At 71.8% G+C, this 23777-nt stretch carries 1 protein-coding gene (only partly in view); it reads right to left on the bottom strand.

The annotated features are described in order from the left end of the window. Window positions 1–23777 carry the 5' portion of a non-ribosomal peptide synthase/polyketide synthase gene (locus BMZ18_RS10480; RefSeq protein ID WP_244516485.1) on the bottom strand. It extends 10354 nt beyond the left edge of the window, so 23777 of the gene's 34131 nt are visible here — the first part of the coding sequence; it begins with the start codon at window positions 23775–23777; the stop codon falls past the left edge of the window.

The following is a 23777-nucleotide window of genomic DNA, read 5'->3' as shown; positions in this document are numbered from 1 at the left end:
CGTAGCGAGGAGAGCCGGGCGGGATCGGCGACGGCGAGGAACGACGCAAGCAGGGACGGCACGAAGTGCGTCGTCGTGATGCGGCGGTCGTGCACCAGGTTCGCCAAGTACACCGGGTCGCGGTGCCCGTCGGGCTTCGCGACGACGAGCGTCGCACCGACGGTCGGCGCCCACCAGAACTCCCAGACCGAGAGGTCGAAGGTCGCCGGTGTGCGCTGCAGCACGGCGTCGTCGGTGGTCAGCGGGTACTGGAACTGCTTCCAGCGCAACTGGTTCGCGATGGCGCCGTGCGGGACCGCGACACCCTTGGGTCGTCCGGTGGAGCCGGAGGTGAATATCAGGTAGGCGGTGTTCTCGCTGCGCAGCGGGCGCACCCGTTCCGCGTCGGTCACCCGCACGTCGGTGACGGGCACGGAGTCCACGTCGAGCGTCCGCACACCGTCGGGCAGCTCCACCGGGCGGGCGGAGGAGGTCAGCACGACCGCCGGTCGTGCGGTCTCCAGCACGTACACGGTGCGCTCCGCCGGGTGGTCGGGGTCGATCGGAAGATAGACCGCTCCCGCGACCGCGACCGCGTACATGCCGACCAGCAGTTCGACGGACCGTTCGAGAGCCAGGCCCACGACGTCCTCGGTACCGAGGCCGTCCTCGATCAGCCGCGTGGCCACCGAGTGCACCCGCGCCGCGAACTCGGCATAGGTCAGCTCGGTGTCCTCGAAGACGATCGCGGTCCGCTCGGGATGCGCCGAGACGGCGTCGTCGAACAGGCTCGCCAGCGTGGCCGGCGGCAGGTCGACGTCGGTCGCGTTGCGCTCCTGCAGCACCGCGCGCGTCTCGTCGGCCGACAGCATCGGCAGATCGCCCACCAGCGCCGCGGGTTCGGCGACGATCGCGTCCACCAGCCGCACGAAGCGGTCGGCGATGTCGCGCACCGTCGACTCGTCGAACAGATCGGTGGCGTAGGTGAAGACGGCCGACATTCCGGCCGCGGCACCGTCCTCGTAGAAGTCCGACAGGATCAGGTGCAGGTCGAACTGTGCGTTGTCGCCCTCGACGTCGAGCGCCTCGATCCGTAGGTCCGGAAGGACCAGCTCGCCGCGCTCGATGTTCTGGAAGGACAGACCCACCTGGAAGAACGGGTGCCGGGCGGTGGAGCGCACCGGGTTCAGCACCTCGACCAGCCGCTCGAACGGCACGTCGGCGTGCGAGAACGCCGCGAGGTCGGTGTCCTTCACCGAATCGAGAAGGTCGCCGAACGACGCCCCGAGGTCGATCTGCGTCCGCAGCGCGAGGGTGTTGACGAACATGCCGACGACGCCCTCGAGCGCCTCCTCGCCGCGTCCGGCGATCGGGGTGCCCACGGCGATGTCGGTGGTCCCGGACAGCCGGGCCAGCAGCACCGCGAACGCGGCGTGCGTGGCCATGAAGGTACTGGCGCCGTGGGCGCGCGCGACGGCTTCGAGGCCGCGGTGCGCGTCGGCGGACAGGGCGAACTCGACGCGCTTGCCGCGCAACGACTGCACCGGCGGGCGCGGACGATCCGTCGGCAGCTCGAGTTGATCGGGCGCGTTCGCGAGCGCACGGCGCCAGAAGGACACCTGCGCGGTGAGGACGGACGACGGATCGTCCTCCTCGCCGAGCACCTGCCGCTGCCAGACGGCGTAGTCCGCGTACTGCACCGCGAGCGGGGCGAACTCCGGGGCGTGCCCGGCGGCGCGGGCGACGTACGCCGTGGCGACGTCGCGAACGAAGGGCGCCATCGACTCGCCGTCGGCGGAGACGTGGTGAACCACGAGCGCCAGGACGAAGGTGTCGGCGGCGGTGCGGTAGAGCCGCACCCGCACCGGCACGGCGGCGGTGACGTCGAAGCCCCCGGTCGCCAACTCGTACAGATGGCCGGGCAGGGCGTCCTCGGTGACGTCGATCGGCGTCAGATCCGGGGTCACGTCGGCCGCGGGCAGGATCACCTGCACCGGACCGTCGGCGGTGTCCGGATAGACGGTGCGCAGCGACTCGTGCCGCTCGAGGACGTCCGCCACGGCGGTGGTGAGCACGTCGACGTCCAACGCGCCGACCATCTTCACCGCGAGCGGGATGTTGTACGCCGCGCTGTCCGGATCGAAGCGGTTCAGGAACCACATGCGGGACTGCGCGAGCGACAAGGGAATCCGCTCACCACGGGGGACGCGTCCGAGCACCGGACGGGCCGTGGTGTCCGCGGCGCGGTCGGCCAGGGCGACCGCGAGTTCGGCGACGGACGGGGCCTCGAACAGCTCCCGCACCCCGACCCGCGTGCCGACGACGGCGCCGGCGCGGGAGACCACGCGCGTGGCGGACAGCGAGTTGCCGCCGAGTTCGAAGAAGCTCTCGTCGACGCTCACGCGGTCGAGTCCGAGCACGTCCTCGAACACGCCCGCCAGCGCGCGCTCCAGATCGGTGGTGGGCGCGCGGTATTCGGTCCGCGTGGAGACGAATTCCGGCTCCGGCAGGGCGCGTCGGTCCAGCTTGCCGATGGGGGTCAGCGGGATCTCGTCGAGCACGATCACCGCGGACGGCACCATGTGCGCGGGCAGGTGCTCGGCCACCACGGCCGTCATGTCCTCGGGCTCGATCACGGCACCGGAGGCGGGTAGAACGTAGGCGGCCAGCGCGGTGTCGCCGTCGGGGCCGGGGGCGCCGACGGTGACGGCGAACTCGACGCGATCGTCCGCGGACAGCACGGCGTCGATCTCGCCCAGCTCCACGCGGAACCCACGCACCTTGACCTGGAAGTCACTGCGACCCACGTATTCCACCGAGTCGGCGGGCACGTCGTGCCGACCGCTCCACCGCACCACGTCGCCCGTGCGGTACATCCGCGAGCCGGGCTCGCCGTACGGGTTGGCGACGAAGCGCTCCGCGGTGACGCCGGGACGCTCGTGATAGCCGCGGGCCAGTCCCGGACCGGTGAGGTAGAGATCGCCGCGCACCCCCCGCGGCACCGGCCGGAGCCGGGCGTCGAGGATCAGCGCCGACACCCCGCGCAGGGGCGCGCCGATGGTGACCGCGTCGCCGTGCGAGAGCGCCGGGGTGATGGTGACGATGACCGTGGTCTCCGTGGGGCCGTAGGCGTTCCGGAGTTTCCCGGACCACCGGGTGGCCAGCTCGGGCGGGCACACGTCGCCGCCCACGACGACCGAGCGGACCGTGTCCAGTCCCGTCGGATCCACCGTCATCAGCGCCGTCGGGGTCATGACGACGTTGGTCACCGACTCGCGGGCGATCAGGGCTGCGAGCTCGTCGCCGCCGAACACGTCGTTCGGGGCGACCACGAGCGTCGCGCCGGCCGTGAAGCAGGCGAGGAGCTCACCGACGGAGGTGTCGAAGCTCGGCGACGCGACGTGCAGGAACCGCGAGTCCGCCGAGACGTCGTAGTGCTCCCGAACGTCGGTCGCGAGGTTGGCCAGACCGCCGTGCGTCACGACGACGCCCTTCGGCTTGCCCGTCGATCCCGACGTGTAGATGAGGTACGCCGGATGCTCGGGTCGCAGCACGGCCGTGCGGTCGGCGTCCGTCACGGGGGCGGTGTTCGCCCCTGCAGCGCCGTCTCCGATCACCGTGAGGGCAGCGGTGAGGTCCATCGTCGCGACGCCCGCCGGAATCACCCCGGCGTGCTCGTCCGTGGTGAGGGCGAGGATCGCGCCGGAATCGCGCAGCATCTCCTCGATGCGCTCCGCGGGATACTCGGGGTTCACCGGCAGATAGGCACCGCCGGTCTTGGCCACCGCCCAGATGCCGAGGATCGACTCCAGCGAGCGAGTCGCGACCAGCGCGACGAACGCCTCCGGACCGACGCCGGCCTCGATCAGCCTGCGCGCCAACGCCGTCGACGCGTCGTCGAGGTCTCGGTACGTCAGCGTCTCGCCGCGGAAGGTCACCGCGTCGGCCGACGGGTCGATCGCGGCGCCGGCGGTCAGCAGCTCCGCCAGCGTGCGCGTGGGCACACCCTCCGCGCCGCGGACCGGCGCCAGGGTGCGGCGCTCGTCGGCATCGAGGATCTCGATGTCACCGACGATCGCGGTGGGATCGGCCGTCACCGTGCCGAGAATGCGTCGGAAGCGGTCCGCGAACGACGCCACCGTGCGCTCGTCGAACAGATCGGTGGCGTAGTCGAACGACGCCTCCAGTCCGGCGGGCCGACCGTCGGCGTCGACGTTCTCGCCGAGGGAGAGCTGGAGATCGAACTTGGCCGCCTCGAGCGACGTCTCGATCGGCGCGATGCCGAGGCCGGGGAGCGCGAAGTTCGGACGCTCGGTGTTGTTGAACGCGAGCGCCACCTGGAACAGCGGCTGATGCGCGGTCGACCGCGGCACCTTCAGCACCTCGACCAGCCGCTCGAACGGAATGTCCGCGTTGCCGAACGCCGACAGGTCCGTCTCGCGAACCTGTGCGAGCAGGTCGACGAAGCGGATGTCCGCGTCGACGTGCGCCCGCAGGACCAGGGTGTTGACGAACATGCCGACGAGCGGGTCGAGTTCCGCGTCGCCGCGGCCGGCCACCGGGGTGCCGACGGCGACGTCGTCGCTGCCGGACAGTCGCTCCAGGAGCACGGACAGCGCCGCGTGGATCACCATGAACAGCGAGACGTCGTGTGCGCGAGCAATGTCCGCCAGCGCCGCGTGCGTGTCCGCGTCGACGGTGAACCCGTGCGTGGCTCCGCGCAACGACTGCACCGCTGGGCGCGGGCGATCCGTCGGCAGATCGATCGCCTCGGGCAGGCCGTCGAGAGCCCGCCGCCAGTGCTCGATCTGCTGCGCCGCCACGGACGTCGGATCGGACTCGTCGCCGAGTACCCGGCGCTGCCAGATCGCGAAGTCGGCGTACTGCACCGCCAGCGGAGTCCACTGCGGCGCTTGTCCCTCGACACGCGCGAGGTAGGCGGTGAACACGTCGGTGAACAGCGGCGTCATCGACGCACCGTCCGCGCTGATGTGGTGCGCGACCAGCATGAGGACGTGCTCGGCGTGCGCGTCGTCGTCGTTGTCGCTGCCCGAGTTCTCCAGGGCGAAGAGGGCGACCCGCAGCGGAACCGACTCGGTGACGTCGAAGCCGGTGAGCGCCAACTCCCGCATGCGAGCGACGAGCGCGCTCTCGTCCGCGAGCGTCTCCACCTCGAGGTGCGGTGCCACCTCGTCGGTCGGGCGGATCACCTGGTGCGGTCCGTCCGCCGCGTCCGGGAAGACGGTGCGCAGCGACTCGTGGCGGTCGAGGACGTCTCGCAGCGCCGACCGCATGGCGGCGACGTCGAGCGCACCCGTCACCCGCACGGCGAGCGGCAGGTTGTAGGCGGGCGACTCGGGATCGAAGCGGTTGATGAACCACATCCGCTGCTGGGCGAGCGAGAGCGGGATCGTCTCGCCACGCTCCTGCGGTTCGAGAACCGGACGCGCGCCGGTGTGGTCGCGACCGCCGGTCAACTCGGCTACCTCGGCCACGGTCGGGTGGTCGAACACCTCACGCACGGTCAGGGCGACGCCCAGCGCGGCCGACACGCGGGCCGCGACGCGCGTGGCGCCCAGCGACGTACCGCCGATCTCGAAGAACGAGTCGAGGGCACCGACGCGCTCGGCGCCGGTCACCTCGGCGAACACCGCGGCGACGGCGCGCTCGGTCTCCGTGCGAGGCTCGACGTACTCCGCCGTGGAGGACCCGAACTCCGGCTGCGGCAGCGCCCGGCGATCGAGCTTGCCGTTGGCGGTCACCGGCAGGGCGTCGAGGAGCAGGACGACGTCCGGAACCATGTACTCGGGCAACCGATCCCCGAGTGAAGCCGTCAGCTCGGCGGGGTCGAGCGCTGCCCCCGCGACCGGCACGACGTACGCGACCAGGTGCTGGTCACCCGCGGCGTCGATCACCAGCGCGACCGACTCGGAGACCCCGTTCAGGTCCGTCAGCGCGGTCTCGATCTCGGGCAGCTCGATGCGCAGGCCGCGCAGCTTCACCTGGAAGTCGGTGCGCCCGAGGTAGTCGAGCTCGCCGTCCGGCCGACGGCGCACGAGGTCGCCGGTGCGGTACATCCGCGCGCCGGCATCCTGCGGGTCGGCGACGAAGCGGTCGGCGGTGAGGTCGGGGCGTCCGACGTAGCAGCGCGCCAGCTGGACCCCGGTCAGGTACAGCTCGCCGGCGACGTTCGGCGGAACGGGCCGCAGCCGCTGATCCAGCACGCGCACATCGGTGTTCGCGACGGGTCGACCGATGGGCACGCTGTCCACGTCGGCCGGGACGTACTGGTGGTACGTGACGTCGACAGCGGCCTCGGTGGGGCCGTAGAGGTTGTGCAGACCCGCGTCCGTGAGCCCGGCCAGTCGGGCCGCGGTGGCCGGCGGCAGCGCCTCACCACTGGCGAAGACCAGTCGGAGCGAGGCGATGGACTCGGAGTCCGCAGCGGCCACGAAGACCGAGAGCATGGACGGCACGAAGTGCAGCGTGGTCACACCCTCGGCCGCGATCAGCTGCGTCAGGTACGCCGGATCACGATGACCGCCGGGCTCGGCGACCACCAGGCGGGCGCCGATCTGCAAGGCCCAGAAGAACTCCCACACCGACACGTCGAACGTGGCGGGGGTCTTCTGCAGCACGACGTCCGACTCGGTGAGGCGGTACTCGTCCTGCATCCACACGATGCGGTTGACGATCGAGCGGTGCGAGACCGCGACGCCCTTGGGGCGACCGGTGGAGCCGGAGGTGTAGATGACGTAGGCGGTGTGGTCCGGTCGCAGCGGAGCGCGACGATCGGCGTCGGTGAGCGGGGCGGTGTTCCGCGCCGACACGTCCAGCGAGGTGAGGTCCAGCAGCGGGACGTCCGCGACCTCGTCGGGGAGCGTGAATCCGCTGTCTGCGGTGGTCAACACCAGCGCGGGGCGGGCACTGCCCACGACGTACGCGATGCGATCGGCCGGGTGCTCGAGGTCGAGCGGCACGTAAGCACCGCCCGCGGCGACCACCGCGTACATGCCCACGAGCAGCTCGATCGAGCGCGGAAGAGCCAGCGCCACATGCACGTCCGGTCCGACGCCGCGGTCGACGAGCTCACGGGCGAGCGCGAACACCCGCGCGCCGAACTCGGCGTAGGACAGAGTCGTCCCCTGGAACGTGATCGCCGGCGCGTCCGGTGACGCGGTGAGCCGGTCGACGAACATCGACGCGAGGGTGGCAGTGGACCCGGCGGAAGACGCGTCGCCTGCGGACCCGGCCGCCGACGACTCGGCGATGGCCGAGGCCAGCATGGTCGAGAAGCGGTCCGCGAACCCCTCGGCGGCGGCGCCGTCGAGGATGCCGGGCAGCAGGGTCGACAGGGCCACGGTGACCGCCGCCTCCGGCCCGACGCCGACGGCCGCCAGGGTCACGGCCAGCTCGGACGACTTCTGCTGCAGCGCGCCGTAGGTCACGTCTGACCCGTTGTGCGAGATCGCGATGCCGTCCGGGTTCACCCGGGCGGCCCGCTCGAGCAGCTCCGCGAGCGAGAGTCCCTCCAACTCCGCCAGGGCGGACCCGAGAGCCGGCGCCGGCGCCGCGGCCACCGGTGTGCCGCGCTCGGCGTCGGTGAGGATGTCGATGTCGCCCACCACGACCCGGCGATCGGCGACCACCGAACGCAGGACCGCGAGGAACCGCTCGGCGAACGTCTCGATCGACTCGTGGTCGAGAATGTCGGTGGCGTAGGTGAAGTGGGCGGTGATGCCGGCGGGGGCACCGTCGTCGCCGAACTCCTCGTGCAGCGCCAGGCCCAGGTCGTATTTCGCGTCGCGCAAGCCACCGTCGACGGCCTGCACCGTGAGCGCGGGCAGCTCCACCGAGGGGTACTCGACGTTCTGGAACGTGAGCAGCACCTGAACCAACGGCGAGAAGGACTTCGAGCGCGTCGGGGACAGCAGTTCGACCACGCGCTCGAACGGCAGATCGGCGTGACCGAACGCGCCGAGGTCCGTCTCCTTGGCCGTCGCCAGCACCTGCTCGAACTCGGCGTCGGCGTCCACCCGCGTGCGCAACGCGAGCGTGTTGACGAACATGCCGACCAGCCCGTCGAGTGCTTCCTCGCCGCGACCGGCGGTGGGCGTGGCCACGGCCACGTCGTCGGTGCCCGACAGTCGTGACAGCAGCACCGCGAACGCCGCGTGCATCACCATGAACAGCGTGGTGTCCGTCTCGCGGGCGAGATCCGTGAGGGCGGACTGGATCTCGGCCGGGATCGTCGTCTCGACGGCACCGCCCTCGATGGACCGCACGGACGGACGCGGACGGTCGAGCGGGAACTCGAGCAGATCCGGCAGTCCCGCGAGGTTCTCGCGCCAGTACCGCGCCTGCTCGGCGGCGAGGGACTCGGGGTCCTCCTCGACTCCGAGCACCGCACGCTGCCACAGCGCGAAATCGGCGTACTGGACGGGCAGCGGCGACCAGTCCGGCGCGCCGCCCGAGACCCGAGCGGCGTACGCGCGCACCAGATCCGCGGCGAGCGGGGCCATCGACGACCCGTCCGCGCTGATGTGATGGACGACCAGCAACAGGACGTGCTCGTCCGTGTCCCCGGTCCGGAACAGATGCACCCGCACCGGCGGTGCGGCCGTCACGTCGAAGCCGGCGCTCGCCGCGGCGACGATCCGGCCGTGCAGGTCCTGCTCGTCGGCCACGGTCTCGGCCTCGAGATCCACGGCGGCGAGGGTCTCCTCGACCCCCAGAACCTCCTGGGACGGACCGTCGACCGAATCGGGGAACCGTGTCCGCAGCGACTCGTGGCGCGCCAGGACGTCGGTCAGCGCCGCACGCAGCGCCGTGACGTCGAGGTCGCCGGTGAGCCGCAGGCCGAGCGGGATGTTGTACACCGCCGACTCGGGATCGAGTCGGTTCACGAACCACATGCGCTGCTGCGCCAGCGACAGCGGCACCCGATCCGGGCGCGGACGGGCCACCAGCGGCGGGCGACCGCCGCTGCCGGCGACGTCACCGAGCCGGCGGGCGAGGCCGGCAACGGTGGGGTTCTCGAAGATCTCGCGCACCCCGAGCCGAGCGCCGACGGCGGAGTTGAGCCGCGCGATCACCCGCGTCGCGCCGAGCGAGTTGCCGCCGATCTCGAAGAACGAGTCGTCCGCGCCGACGTGGTCGACCCCGAGGATCTCGGCGAAGACCTCGGCCACCGTGTGCTCGATCGCGGTGGCGGGCAAGCGCCCGTCCGTCGCGTGCTCGAAGTACTCGGGCTCGGGCAGCGCGCGGGTGTCGAGCTTGCCCACGGGCGTCAGCGGGACCTCGTCGATCACCATGATCGACGAGGGCACCATGTACGACGGCACGAACGCGGCGGCGTGCGCGGCCAGGGCGTGCGGATCGGGTGTCGCGCCGGGTGCCGCAGTGACGTAGGCGACGAGGACGGTGTCCCCCGACGGCGCGGTGCGGCCGATCGTCGCGGCGAAGGCGACGTCGTCGTGCGCCGTGAGGACGGCGTCGATCTCGCCGAGTTCGATACGGAAACCGCGCACCTTCACCTGGGTGTCCGAGCGGCCGACGTACGACGCCTGCAGGCCGTCGGGTCCCTGGACCCACCGCACGACGTCACCGGTCCGGTACATCCGCGTGCCGGTCGACGACGACGGGTCGGCGACGAAACGCGAGGCCGTCAGTCCGCGGCGGGCGTGGTAGCCGCGGGTGACGCCGGGGCCGATCAGATAGAGGTCACCCGCGACCCCCACGGGAACGGGCCGCAGCCGCTGGTCGAGCACGAGCGCCGAGACGCCGTCGATGGTGCGGCCGATGACCACCGGACGGTCCGGGGTCAGCGGGGCGACGTTGGAGATGACGGTGGTCTCGGTGGGGCCGTAGCCGTCGAACAGGTGACGGCCGGGAGCCCAGGTCGCGACGACGTCGCGCGAGACGGCCTCGCCGCCCGCGATCACCCACTGGAAGTCGTCGAGACCCGTCGGGTCGAGCGACGACAGGACGGTCGGAGTGAGGAACGAGTGCGTCACCCGGTGACGAGAGATGAACTCGCGCAGCTCGTCGCCGCCGTAGACGTCCGACGGCGCGATCGCCATCGTCGCACCCGCACCGAGCATGAGCAGCAGCTCGAGGATCGAGGCGTCGAAGCTCGGCGAGGCGAAGTGCAGCACGCGGGACGACGACGTGACCTCGTACCGCTCGCGCTGGAACACCGCGAGATTGGCCAGACCCGTGTGGGTCACCACGACACCCTTGGGCAGACCGGTGGTGCCCGAGGTGTAGATGACGTAGGCGGCCGCGTCCATGCGCACGGGGCCGCGGCGCTCTGCGTCGGTCAACGGGGTCGTCGAGGCAGAGACGACGTCGGCCGGATCCTCCTGTCCCCCGGACGGTCCCGTGCCGAGCACGATCCAGTCGACGCCGTCGACGGCGGGCAGATCGGCTACTCGATCGGCGGTCGTCAGACCGAGGTGGGACTCGGAGTCGGTGAGCATGTGCTCGATGCGGTCCGCGGGGTGATTCGGGTCGACCGGCACGAACGCACCGCCGGCCCGAGTCACCGCCCACTCGGCGAGCAGGGACTCGTAGGACCGTCGGATGGCCACGGCCACCCGCACCTCCGGCCCGACGCCGCGGGCGATCAGGGCGCGGGCGAGGCGAGTGGAGCGTGCGTCGAGCTCGGCGTAGGTGACCTCGTGCACGACACCGTCGGCGGTCGACGTCACCACGGCGATACCGTTCGGGTTGCGCCGGACGGCGTCGTCCATCAGGTCGACGAGGCTCGTGCTCGCGACTGTCGGGTCCACGGGCGCCGGTGCGCGGAACGGGTAGAGCTCCGCCACCTCGGCGGGATCGAGAATGGCGAGATCACCGACGGCCGTGGCCTTCTCGGAGCTCCCGGACGGACGGGCGGCGTCACGATCGTCGGCGGAGACGAATCCGCGCAGCACCGCGGTCAGCCGCCGCTGCATCGCCTCGATCGTGTCGGCATCGAAGATGTCCGTGGCGTAACCGAGGTACCCGCCGATCCCGGCCGGGGCGCCGTCGGCGTCCACGCGCTCGGAGAACTCGAAGGCGAGGTCGAACTTGGCGAACTCGACGTCCACCGCACCCGGCGTCACCGACAGGCCCGGCAGCTCGATGGTGGGCTGCGCATCCGAGTGGTAGGACACGATGGTCTGGAACAGCGGCGAGTGCGCGGTGGTGCGCGAGGGCTGCAGCGCCTCCACCAACGACTCGAACGGGATCTCGCTGTGCGCGAAGGCCGCGAGGTCCGCGTCCCGCACCGCTGCCAACACCTCGGCCACGGACATGTCCTGGCCGATCGGTGTCCGCAGCGCGAGGGTGTTGACGAACATGCCCACGATGGACTCGAGCGCGGGCTCACCGCGACCGGCCACCGGGGTACCGACGACGATGTCGTCGCCCCCGCCGAGGCGGGAGAGCAGCACGGCGACGGCGGCGTGCACCACCATGAACCGGGACACGCCGTGGCGGCGTGCCAATCGGGCGAGCGCGGCGTGCAACTCCGGGTCGACGTCCCAGTGCAACGCCGCACCGACTCCGGTGCGCGTGGTGGTGCGCGGGCGGTCGAGCGGCAACTCCCCGACCTCGGGAATGCCCGCGAGTGCGGTGGTCCAGTAGTCGGTCTGCTTCGACCACAACGATTCCGGGTCGTCCGGAGACCCGAGCAGCTCGCGCTGCCACGTCGCGTAGTCGACGTAGGCGATCTCGAGAGGGGTCGCAGCGTGGTCCCGTCCCTCGCGGCGCGCGGTGTAGAACTCGACCAGATCGGTCACCAGCGGCAGCAAGGAGGCGCCGTCGGAGGCGATGTGGTGCGCGACGAACACCAGCAGGTGCTCGGTCGGCGACGTGCGGACGATGCGGGCTCGGACCGGGATCTCGGTGGTGACGTCGAACGGCTGCGACGCGAACGCCGTCACCGCGGCCTGCGCCCTGCCCCCGTCTGCCGTGCCACCGTCGGCCTCGACGACGTCCACGTCGAGCACGACGTCGTCCATCGGCAGGATGCGCTGCACGGGACCGTGTCCGGTGTCCGGGAAGACCGTACGCAGCGCTTCCTGGCGGGTCACCACGTCGCGCAGAGCCCCGCGGAGGGCCTCGGTGTCGAGCTCCCCGGACAGGCCGAGCGTGAGCGGGATGTTGTAGCCCACCGACTCCGGATCGAAGCGGTTGATGATCCACATCCGCTGCTGCGCGAGCGAGAGCGGAAGCGGAGCGGGGTCGCCGTCGGCGGTGGTGCGCGCGACGGGCACGAGCGGCGGGCGCGGCGGCGCACCGCGCGACGCCTCCGCCGCGGCCGCGAGGGTGCGGACGGTCGGGGACTCGAAGATGTCGGGCATCGTGACGGCCACGCCCAGAGCGGAATTCAGCCGTGCGACCACGCGCGTGGCCACCAGCGAGTCGCCGCCGAGCTCGAAGAACGAGTCGGTCGCGCTCACGCGCGGCAGATGCAGCAGCTCGGCGAACACCCCGGCCACGATCTCCTCGGCCGGCGTCTGCGGCGCGACGAACTCGCCCGAGCCGGTGTCGCCGATCGTCACCGTCGGCAGCGCCTTGCGGTCGAGCTTGCCGCTGGCGTTCAGGGGCAGCGCGTCCAGCACGGCGGCCACGGCGGGAACCATGTAGTCCGGCAACGCCGTCCGCACGGACCCGAGCACCTCGGACGGGTCCACCTCGGCACCCGCCGCGAGCACCAGGTGCGCGACCAGGCGGTCCACCGTCCCGCCGTCGGGCGTCGTCTCCGACTGGACCACCACGACGGCTTGCGCGACGTCGTCGCGCGCGGTGAGGGCGGCCTCGATCTCGCCGAGTTCGACGCGCAGACCGCGGATCTTGACTTGGAAGTCCGAGCGCCCCACGAAGAGCACGTCCCCGTTCGGCTGCACGCGGACGAGGTCGCCCGTGCGGTAGAGACGGGTCCCGTCCGCTCCGGCGACGAAGCGCGTGGCCGTCTGGCCCCGCAGTCCGCCGTACCCGCGACCGACCGCGATGCCGCCGACGTAGAGCTCGCCGACGACACCACGGGGAACACGGCGCAGGCGCGCGTCGAGCACCCGGTACTCCACGCCGTCGATCGGCGCGCCGATCGGCACTCGGGAGGCGTCGAGGGGCTCGCCCGTGGTGGACATGACGAAAGCGGACGTGACGTCCGACGCCTCGGTCGGTCCGTACGAATTGATCAGCCGCACATCGCTGTTCATCAACGTGCGGTACACGGCCGGGCGGATCGGCTCGCCGCCGAGCACGACGGCACCGAGCCGGAGCAGGGTCTCGTCGGTGTCGGAATCGACTAGGGCCTCGAACGCGCTGGGCGCCAGGTTGATCGCGTCGATGCGCTCGCCCGCGGCGTGTGCCGCGTCGATCGCCCCGAGGATCGCGGCAGGATCGAATCCCTCGTCCACCAGGTGGACCACGCCACCGGACGTCAACGGTCCCCACACGTTCTTCTGGGTCAGGTCGAAGCGCGGCGAGGACACCACCAGCGTCGTCGATCCCTCGGTGAGACCGAGGAACTCGCGGTACCAGGCGTAGGTGTTCACGACGCCGGCCATCGGCACCAGCGTCGGCTTCGGCCGGCCGGTGGACCCCGACGTCGTGATGACGTAGGCCAGTGCGGCGTCCGAGCCCGGCGTCGTCCAGGGATCCGGCAGCGGGGTCGCGTCCCCGTCGCCCTCGGCCGTGGCCACGTCGATCACCGGCAGCTCCGGCGGCAGGTCGAGCCCGGCCGACTCCACGACGACGGCAACGGCGTTCACGTCGGCGAGCACCGAGGCGGTGCGCTCGGTCGGCGCGGTCGGATCGACGGGCAGGTACGCGGCGCCCGCCTTCCAGCACGCGAGCATCGCGGTCACCCACGAGATCGAGCGCGGCAGCACCAACGCGACCACGGTGTCGAGCCCGGCACCGGACTCGCGCAGGATTCGGGCGAGGCGCGTCGCCCGACGATCGAGCTCGGCACGCGTCACGGTGATCTCGCCGTGGCGCAGCGCCGGGGCGTCGCCGTCGGCCTCGACCGACCGGGCCCAGAGCCCGAGCAGCGACTCCGAGGCGACGGCGGCGGCGTCGGCGGACGGGGCCTGCTCGACCGGGGCCGCCTCGGGGGCCGTCTCGACGGGGGCGCTCTCGACCGGCTCGGGAATCTCGATGTCGCCGACCAGGGCGTGGGCATCGGCGACCACCTGGTCGAGCACCTGACCGAAGGCGTCGGTGCCGTCCGCGTTGGGCGGCGCCGCCATCAGGGTGGGCAGCAGACCGGTGAGGACCACGGACGCGATCGCGTCCGGGCCCATGCCGCGTGCGGACATCGGGCCGGACAGCAGTTGCAGCCGCTCGTGGAACTGCGCGTAGGTCACGTCCATGCCGTCGAACGACGCCGCGATCCCCGAGGGGTCGACCTCGGCGGCCGCTGCGAGGAGCGCGGGGAGGTCGCGCACCGTCATCCGACGAGGGGGCAGAGCAGACGGCACAGAGGGCCTTTCGGGCTGGTCGAGAGCAGGGTCGGTTCCGGCGGTGCCGCTGCCGTCGAGGTCGATGTCCCCCGCCACCGACGTCGGGTCCTCGGCGACCGCGGTGAGCACGTGCAGGAACCACGACACGAACGTCTCGATCGTCGCGCGATCGAACAGGTCCGTGGCGTAGGTGAAGCGGCCGTCCAGTCGGGTGCGGCCGTCGTCGGTCGCCGTGGGCTCCAGCGCGACGAGCAGGTCGAACTTGGCGCCGTCGGCCAGCTCGGTCAGCACCGACACCGTGAGGTCGGGCAGTTCGAACTGCACCGGCGCGTTGTTCTGGAAGGACAACATGGTCTGGAACAGCGGCGTGAACGCGGTCGACCGCGGCACGTTCAACTCCCGGACCAGCGTCTCGAACGGGATGTCCGCGTGCGCGAACGCGTCGAGGTCGGCGTCGCGCGTGCGGCGCAGCAGGTCGGTGAAGGTTGCCGACGGGTCGACGGACGAGCGCAGCACGACCGTGTTGACGAACATGCCGACGAGGTCCTCCGCCGGTCCGGCGGTACGGCCCGCGACGGGCGTCCCCACGGTGATGTCGTCGCTGCCGGTCGCGCGGGCGAGCAGCACGGCGAGGGCGGTGTGGACCGCCATGAAGAGCGACCCCTGCGCGTCCTTCGCGACGGCGTCGAGCGCCTCGACGACGTCGGCCGGGATCGAGACGGGAACGAAGTCGCCGTTCGTGGTCCGTCGAGCCGGACGCGGCCGGTCGGTCGGCAGCTCGAGCACTTCCGGCGCCCCGGCGAGAGTGCGTCGCCAGAACTCGAGCTGGCGCCCGGCCGGCGAGGTCGGATCGTCGGGCTCACCGAGGACGCGGCGCTGCCAGAGGGCGACGTCGGCGTACTGCACCGGCAGCGGCTCCCACCCGGGCTCCGTACCGTCCGCGCGGGCGGCATAGGCGATCATGACGTCCCGCGCGAGCGCCGCCATCGACGCGCCGTCCGCCGCGATGTGGTGCACCACCACGACGAGCACGTGGTCGGCGGGTCCGGCCTGGAACAGCCGGGCCCGGACCGGCGGAGCGGCCGCCACGTCGAACCCGGTCGACACGAAGTCGACGACAGCCTCGAGCAGGCGCTCCTCGACACCGGTGTCGCCGCCCAGCAGAGCCACCGGCGTCAGGTCGACCGTCACCTCGGACGCGGGCCGCACGTCCTGGTGGGGTCCGCTGTCGTCGGTCTCGGGGTAGCGGGTGCGCAGCACCTCGTGCCGTTCGACCACGTCCACGACGGCGGCCTGAAGCGCATCGGTGTCCAGAGATCCGGTGAGCCGGACGGGCAGCACGATGTTGTACGCGGGCGACGACGTGTCGAATCGGTTGAGCAGCCACATCGACTGCTGCGCCGGCGAGAGCGGCACGTGATCCGGTCGAGGGCCGGCGGTGAGGGCGGGGAGCTCGGTGATCGCGGCGTCGTCGGCCGTCGCGGCGGCGACCACCGCGGCGAGACCGGCGACGGTGGGGTTCTCGAACACGTCGCGCACGCCCACGCGGCGACCGGCGCCGAGCGCGTTCACCCGAGCGACCAGCTTGGTCGCGACCAACGAGTTGCCGCCGACGTCGAAGAAGGAGTCGTGCACCCCGACGGACGGCAGGCCCAGAACGTCCGAGAAGACCTCCGCCAGAGCGCGTTCGACGTCGGTACCGGGTCCGTCCTCGCCGGTGGAGGTGAACTCCGGAGCAGGCAGGGCGCGGCGGTCCAGCTTGCCGGACGGCGTCAACGGCACCGATCCGAGCACGACGACGGCGCCCGGCACCATGTGCGAGGGCAACGTCGCGGCCGCGTGCGTCCGGATCGTCTCGGCCGCGTCGTCGTCCGACGCCAGCGGCGATCCCGCCCGCGGGAGCACGTAGGTGACCAGGGTGGTGGCCCCGGACGGAAGCGGCACGCCGAGGGTGACGGCGAACTCGACGTCGGTGTGACGACCGACGGCCGCGTCGATCTCCCCCAACTCCACGCGGAAACCGCGAATCTTCACCTGGAAGTCGCTGCGCCCCAGGTACTCCACGGCCCACTCGCCGCGGTCCTCGACCCACCGTGCGACGTCGCCGGTGCGATACATCCGGGCGCCGGGGACGGCGCCCGACGGGTCGGCCACGTACCGCTCGGCGGTGAGGCTCCGACGCTCGTGGTACCCGCGGGTGACCGACGGGCCCGACAGGTAGAGCTCACCCGGCACACCGGGACCCACCGGCCGCAGCCGGGCGTCGAGGATGGACGCCCGCATGCCGCGGATCGGCGGACCGATCACGACGCGGCGGTCGGCGGTGAGCTCGGTGGTGTTGGACAGGATCGTGGTCTCGGTGGGCCCGTAGCCGTTGAACATGCGTCGACCCGGCGCCCAGCGCCGGACAAGATCGTCCGGCACGGCCTCGCCGCCCACGACGACCCGATCGAAATGCGGTGCGGCAGCGGGGTCCACGGTCGCGAGCGCGGCCGGCGTGACGAAGCCGTGCGTGACCTCGTGACGACGCAGGAACGACTCGAGCTCATCGCCGCCGTACACGTCGGCGGGGACGACCACCAGCGTCGCGGCGGCGCCCGTCGCGAGCAGCAGCTCGAGCACCGACGCGTCGAAGCTCGGCGAGGCGAACGCCATGACCCGCGACTGCGGACCGGCCTCGAAGGTGGCGGTCACCTCGGCGGTGAAGTTGACCAGTCCCCGGTGGATCGCCGCAACGCCCTTCGGCGTCCCCGTGGTGCCGGAGGTGTAGATCATGTAGGCGATCGAGTCCGGGCTCGGGGCCCCGGCGAGCTCGCCGGCCTCGACCGGGGTGTCCCGGTGCGCCGAGAGCAGCTCCCGGGCACCTGCGTCGTCGATGCGGAACCAGTCGACGTCCTCCGGCAACGGCTCCGCGAGCACCGCCTCGGTCCCCGCCGAGGTCAGCCCCAGCACCGCCGCGGAGTCGGTGACCATGTGACGCACGCGCTCGGCCGGGTAGCGAGGATCCACCGGCAGGTACGCCGCACCGCTCTTGACCACGGCCCAGAGAGCGACGAAGTACGCCACGGACCGCGGAATGGCCAGCGCCACCACGGTTTCCGTGGTCGCGCCGCGCGCGAGCAGTTCCCGCGCGAGCGCCGACGACCGCCGGTCGAGCTCGGCGTAGGTGATGGAGTCGTCGTCGGTGACCACCGCGTCGCCGTCCGGACGGCGACGCACCGCGTCGGCGAACAGGTCACCGAGCAGGCGCGGCTCGAGCGAGGGCGCCCCCTGCACCGCGCTGACCGCAGCCAGGCGTTCCGTCGGCAGCGCCTCGATGTCGTCGACCCGACGGGCGGTGTCCTCGCCGACCGCGGCGAGGACGCCCAGGAAGCCGTCCATGACTTCGCGGACCTCGTCGGCGCCGAGGCGCCCGGGCAGGTACTTCGCGATCAGACGCAGGTCCGGGTCGGCGACCGCGACGACCGTCAACGGGTAGTGCGTGGCGTCGCCCGACTCGACTCCGAGAACTCGCAATCCGTCGAAATCCGCTTCACGCGTGAGCGCTTCGCGGTCGAGCGGGTAGGACTCGTAGACCATGAGCGTGTCGAACAGCGGACCCACGCCGACACTCTGCTGGATGTCCGTCAGACCGACGTAGTGATGGTCGAGCAACGCGGTCTGCTCGCGCTGCAGCCGCTCGAGCAGCGTGCCGACGTCGTCGCCGCGCCGCAGGCGAACCCGCACGGGCAGGGTGTTGATGAACAGGCCCAGCATCGATTCGATGCCCGGCACCTGCGGGGGGCGGCCGGAGACCGTAGTGCCGAAGACCACGTCGTCGCGACCGGTGTTGCGCGCCAGCACGATTCCCCACGATGCCTGCAGAACCGTGTTCAAGGTGACACCGCGATCGCGGGCGAAGGCGTGGAGCCGCTCGCTCACCTCCGCCGGCACCGGCACGACGTGATCGGCCGGAACCGCGTCGGAGGAGGCCTCGTCGGCGGGGCCCGCGGCCGGCACCAGTGCCGTCGGCTCCTCGACGCCCTCGAGCGCCCCTGCCCAGGCGGCGAGCGAGGCGCGATCGTCCCGCGCCGACAGCCACGCCAGGTAGTCCCGGTAGGGACGCACCCGCGGCAGCGATGCCGGGTCACGAGAGACGTACAGCGACAACAGGTCCTGCACCACGATCGGCAACGACCACCCGTCGAGCAGGATGTGGTGGTTGGTCATCGCGAAGACGTGACGGTCCGGCCCGGTGCGGATCAGCAGGAACCGCAGCAGCGGCGGCGCGGTCATGTCGAAGCGCGCCGTGCGCTCGGCGAGCACCGCCTCGCGGGCGGCGGCCTCCACGTCCGCGGCCGTGAGATCCGGATCGGCGGTGAGGTCGCGCTGGGTCCACGGCGCCACCGCCGATTCGACCACGACCTGCAGAGCGGTGCCCTCGTCGTCGACCACGAAGCCGGCGCGCAGGTTCGGATGCCGCGCGACCAGACCGTCGGCGGCCTCGTGCAGACGCTCGGCGTCCAGACGCCCGCCCAACTCCAGCACGATCTGCGTGGAGTAGACGTCGAGGTGGTCGCCCGCCAGCGCCGAGTGGAACAGCAGGCCCGCCTGCAGCGGGGCCAGCGGCCAGATGTCCTCGAGCCCCGGATAGGTGGTCTCGAGCGACTCGATCACCGGCTGATCGACGCGCACCAGGTCGACGTCCGACGGGGTCAGACCGCCGGCGTCCGGCTCGGCCGAGTGCGCGGCCAGGGCGCCCAACGCCTCGGACCACATCTGCGCGAGATCGTCGATCTCGGTGCGCGAGAACAGCGTCGACGGATACTCGAACGTGGTGCGCAGGGTGGGACCGTGCTCGCCGTCCACCACCATCGCGGTGACGTCGATCGCGACCTGCACGGGCACGTCGTCGCCGCGCAGGCCGTTCAGCGCCGCGTGTCGCGCATCCGGGAACCAGCCGCCGGCGCGAATCTCCTCGGGCACGTCGGCGGTGCCGACGCGGCCCAGGTAGTTGAAGCCGATCGACGGCACCGGGGCATCGGCGTCGATGACCGGCTCGGGGCCGTGGCGCAGCAGTCCGTAGCCGACGCCGCGATCGGGCACGTCGGACAGTTGCTCCTTGACGGCCTTGATCGCCGTGCCCGCCGCACCGCCACCCGACAACGCGTCGGCGAGGTCGACGTCCGTGACGTCCAGGCGCACCGGGTACATCGAGGTGAACCAGCCGACGGTCCGCGAGAGATCCGCGCCCGGCACCAGTTCCTCCTCGCGGCCGTGGCCCTCGAGGTTCACCGCGAAGGATCGAGCCGCGTTGCCGCGCCGCCGTTCCCACTGCCCCACCGCGAGCGCGAGCGCCGTCAGCAGGCCGTCGTTGACGCCGCCGCGGAACGTCGTCGGGACCGTGGTGAGCATCGCGAAGGTCACCGGGTACGGCGACGTCACGTCGATCCGGTCGAGGGTCGCCACCGTGTCCACGGCGGGATCCAGTGGGCGCGAGGCGAACTGCTCCTGCTCGGTACCGAGCGCGGTGCGCCAGTGCGGCAGCTGCGCGCGCACGGTCTCGCTCGTCGCCCGATCGCGCAACGCGTGCGCCCAGCGGCGGAACGAGGTTCCGCTCGGCTGCAACGCGACCGGTTCGCCCGCCGACAACTGAGCCCATGCCGTCGCCAGGTCGGGCAGCAGGATGCGCCAGGACACCCCGTCCACGACCAGGTGGTGCAGCACGATCAGCAGTCGGTCGCGCTCCGACTGCTCGGATCCGGCCTCGAGCCACACGAACGCCGCGGTACGACCCGCCGCGGGGTCGAGTCGGGTCAGCGCGTCGCGGGAGATCTCGGCGAGAGCGGCGTCGAACTCGGCGGTGCCGATCCGCGGGGCGAGCGTGCGATGCTCGAGCATCGACCGCACCGGCACCGCGTCACCCGCGGGCGGCACCGTCAGCGACCAGCCGTCGCCGGTGCGCTCGAGCCGAGCACGCAGCACGTCGTGATGCGCCACGACCGCGGCGATCGTCGCGACCACCCGGTCCTCGTCGGACCCGGTCCGGTCGAGGTTCGGCGGCAGATCGACGACGATCGACTGCGCGAACGACGCGGTGAGCGCCGGGTCCGCCGCCATCCACGCGATGATCGGGGTGGGCGGGACCGATCCCACTCCCCCGCCGGGCAGTTCGGCCAGCACCGGCGTCTCGGCCGCGTCGGACACGACCTCGGCCAACCGCGCCACGGTCTTGGCCTCGAACACGTCGCGCGGCGTGATCTGCAGACCGGCGGCCTTGGCCCGCGCGACCAACTGGATCGACATGATGCTGTCGCCGCCGAGGGCGAAGAACGAGTCGTCGACACCCACGCGCGCGACGCCGAGAACATCGGCGACGAGGGCCGCGATCTGCTGCTCGACCGGCGTGGTGGGAGCGCGGAAGGTGGCGCCGGTGTCCCGGAAGACCGGCTCCGGCAACTGCCGCCGGTCGAGCTTGCCGCTCGAGTTGAGCGGCATCGAGTCGATGACGGTGATCGCGTCCGGCACCATGTACGCGGGCAGCATGCCCGCGACCACGTCGGCCAGGGTGGCGACGTCGACGGCCCGTCCGGAGGCGGGCACGACGTAGGCCACCAGACGCTGGCCGAGGTCTCCGTTGTGGACCACCACGACGGCCTCACGGACGGAATCGTCCTGCAGCAGCGTCGCCTCGATCTCGCCCAGCTCGATGCGCTGACCACGCACCTTGACCTGGAAGTCGGTGCGCCCCAGGTAATCCAGCTCGCCGTCGGGGTTCCAACGCACCAGGTCGCCGGTGCGGTACATCCGCTCACCGGTGGTCGAGAACGGGTCGGCGACGAAGCGATCGGCCGTCAGATCGGGACGGTCGGCGTAACCGCGCGCGAGCTGACGTCCGGCGAGGTACAGCTCGCCGGCCGCGCCGATCGGCCGCGGGCGCAGCAGGTGGTCGAGGACGTAGGCCCGCGAGTTGCGGACCGGCGACCCGATGGGCACGGAGATGCGGGGCACCGACGTGATCGATGCCGCCGTCGCGTGCACGGTGAACTCGGTGGGGCCGTACAGGTTGTGGACGGCGTCGACCGACCCGAATCGGCTCCAGGCCTCCACCAACCGCGGTGGGAACGCCTCGCCGGCCACCAGCACCGCGCGCAGCGACGAGCACCGTCCGGGCTCGATCTGCTCGACGAACAGAGTGAGCATCGACGGGACGAACGACGTGGCGGTGACCCCGGTGCGTTCGATGACGTCGGCGAGGTACGCGGGATCGCGGTGGCCGTCCGGTCGGGCGATCACGAGCGTCGCGCCGCGGCTGGACGCGAACAACTCCCACACCGACACGTCGAAGGTGACGGGGGTCTTCTGCAGCACCACCTGACGCTCGGTGGACGACCCGTAGGTGTCGAACACCCACTCGACCTGGTTGGTGATCGACTCGTGCGCGACGGCGACGCCCTTGGGCCGACCCGTCGACCCCGAGGTGTAGATGACGTACGCGGTGGTGGACGGATGGATCGCACCACGGCGCTCGGCGTCGGAGACCGGGCCCGACGAGAGGCCGGACAGGTCGAGGCGGTCCACCTCGAGCACGTCGACGTCCACGCGGTCGGCCGGGGCCTCGTGGTCCGGAACCGTGAACCCGTCGGCGGAGGTCGTGAGCACGCACAGCGGGTCGGCCGTGCGCAGGACGTAGTCGGTCCGGGCCGGCGGGTGGTCCGGGTCCAGCGGGACGTAGGCGCCGCCCGCCTCGAGCACGGCGTGGATCGCGACGAGCAGGTCGAGCGACCGACGCATCGCGACGGCCACCCGCACCTCGGGACCGACCCCGAGATCGATCAGGTGGCGAGCGAGCCGAGCCACGGCCTGGCCGAACTCGGCGAAGGTCAGCTGCGCACCCTCGAAGTCGAGGGCCACGGCGTCGGGGGTCTCTGCCACGCGCGCCCGCAGATGGTCGATCACGGTGCCCGGCTCGACGGTGTCGGCGGTGTCGTTGAAGCGCCCCAGCGTCAGGCGGCGTTCCTCGTCGTCCGCGAGCGGCAGGTCGGCGACCGCCCGATCCGGATCCGAGGCCACGAAGGCCTCGAAGAACCGGAAGAAGCGGGCGTGCTGGCGGGCGAGATCGTCCGCCGAGTACAGGTCGGGGTTCGCCTCGAAGTCGATGTTGGTCGACGATCCGGCGACACCCGCGTAGATGTTCACCGCGAGGTCCTCGACGGGACCGGTGGTGAGCACGTGCAGACGGCCCGTGGCCTCGCCGAGCTGGATCACCGGGTGGAAGAGCATGATGTTGACGGACGGGCCGAACAGCCCGCGGTCACCGTTGCCCCGACCGATGTCGCGGCGCATGTCCTCGTGCCGGTACCGCTGACGGCGCAGCGCGCCGGTGAGCTCGATCTGGGTGTCGCGCACGAGCTCCGCGACGGTCACCGAGCGGGTGACCGACAGCCGCAGCGGGACGATGTTCGACGTCATGCCGCCGGAGTTGCGCAGCTGCGCGGTGGTGCGGGCCGACACCGGGAGGCTGAGCACGACGTCCTCGGTGTCCGTCATCCGCGCGAGGTAGGCCGCGAACGCCGCGACGACGAGCGGCGCCTGCGCGGTCTGCAGTGCGTCGACGGCCGCGTCCGCGGCGTCGCTCAACGCCGGCGGGAGCGCCGCCGAGGCGACGCGGGCGTGACTGCCGACCGGGGCCGTCCGGCCCGCGAGCGAGACGGGCGCGGGCAGGTCCGCGGTCCGCGTCTGCCAGTACTCGCGGTCCTTCTCGAAGCGCGTCGAGTCGCGGTACTTGGCCTCGTCCTCGAAGACCGTCTTCACGTCCAGCGCCTTGGCGGGCGGAATCTCCTCACCCGCGGACATGGCGGTGTAGATCTCCGCGATGCGCGTGATCATCGCCATCGCGCCGTAACCGTCGAGCGCCACGTGGTGGATGCGCGAGAACCAGAACCACCGCTGCTCGTCCAGGCGGAGCAACCACAGCGCGACCAGTCGCGAGTTCAGGAGGTCGATCGGAGCGCTGTACTCGCGCCGCATCCACTCCATGGCCGCGGCGGCGGGATCGGCCTCGTCGCGGAAGTCCTGGAGCCGAATGGTGTCGTCGATCGAGCGGTCGACCATCTGGTACGGCATGCCGTCGACGTCGAGGATGCGGAGGTACCCGGAACCGAACTCCTTGCCGGCCATGACCGACGCCGCCGTGAGCATCTCCAGGTCCAGATGCCCGTCGACCTCGATGTACTGCGCGATCGTGACCGGAACGTCGCCCAGCGCCTGTTGCGCGAACCACATCCCACGCTGCGCCGCGGACAGCGGGAAGGCGCCGTCCGGGACACGGTCGGAGCCGGCTGCGTTCCCAGCGCTCAA

The organism is Rhodococcoides kroppenstedtii (genome assembly GCF_900111805.1).
Lineage (GTDB): Bacteria > Actinomycetota > Actinomycetes > Mycobacteriales > Mycobacteriaceae > Rhodococcoides > Rhodococcoides kroppenstedtii.
This window is presented reverse-complemented; position numbering and strand designations above follow the sequence as displayed.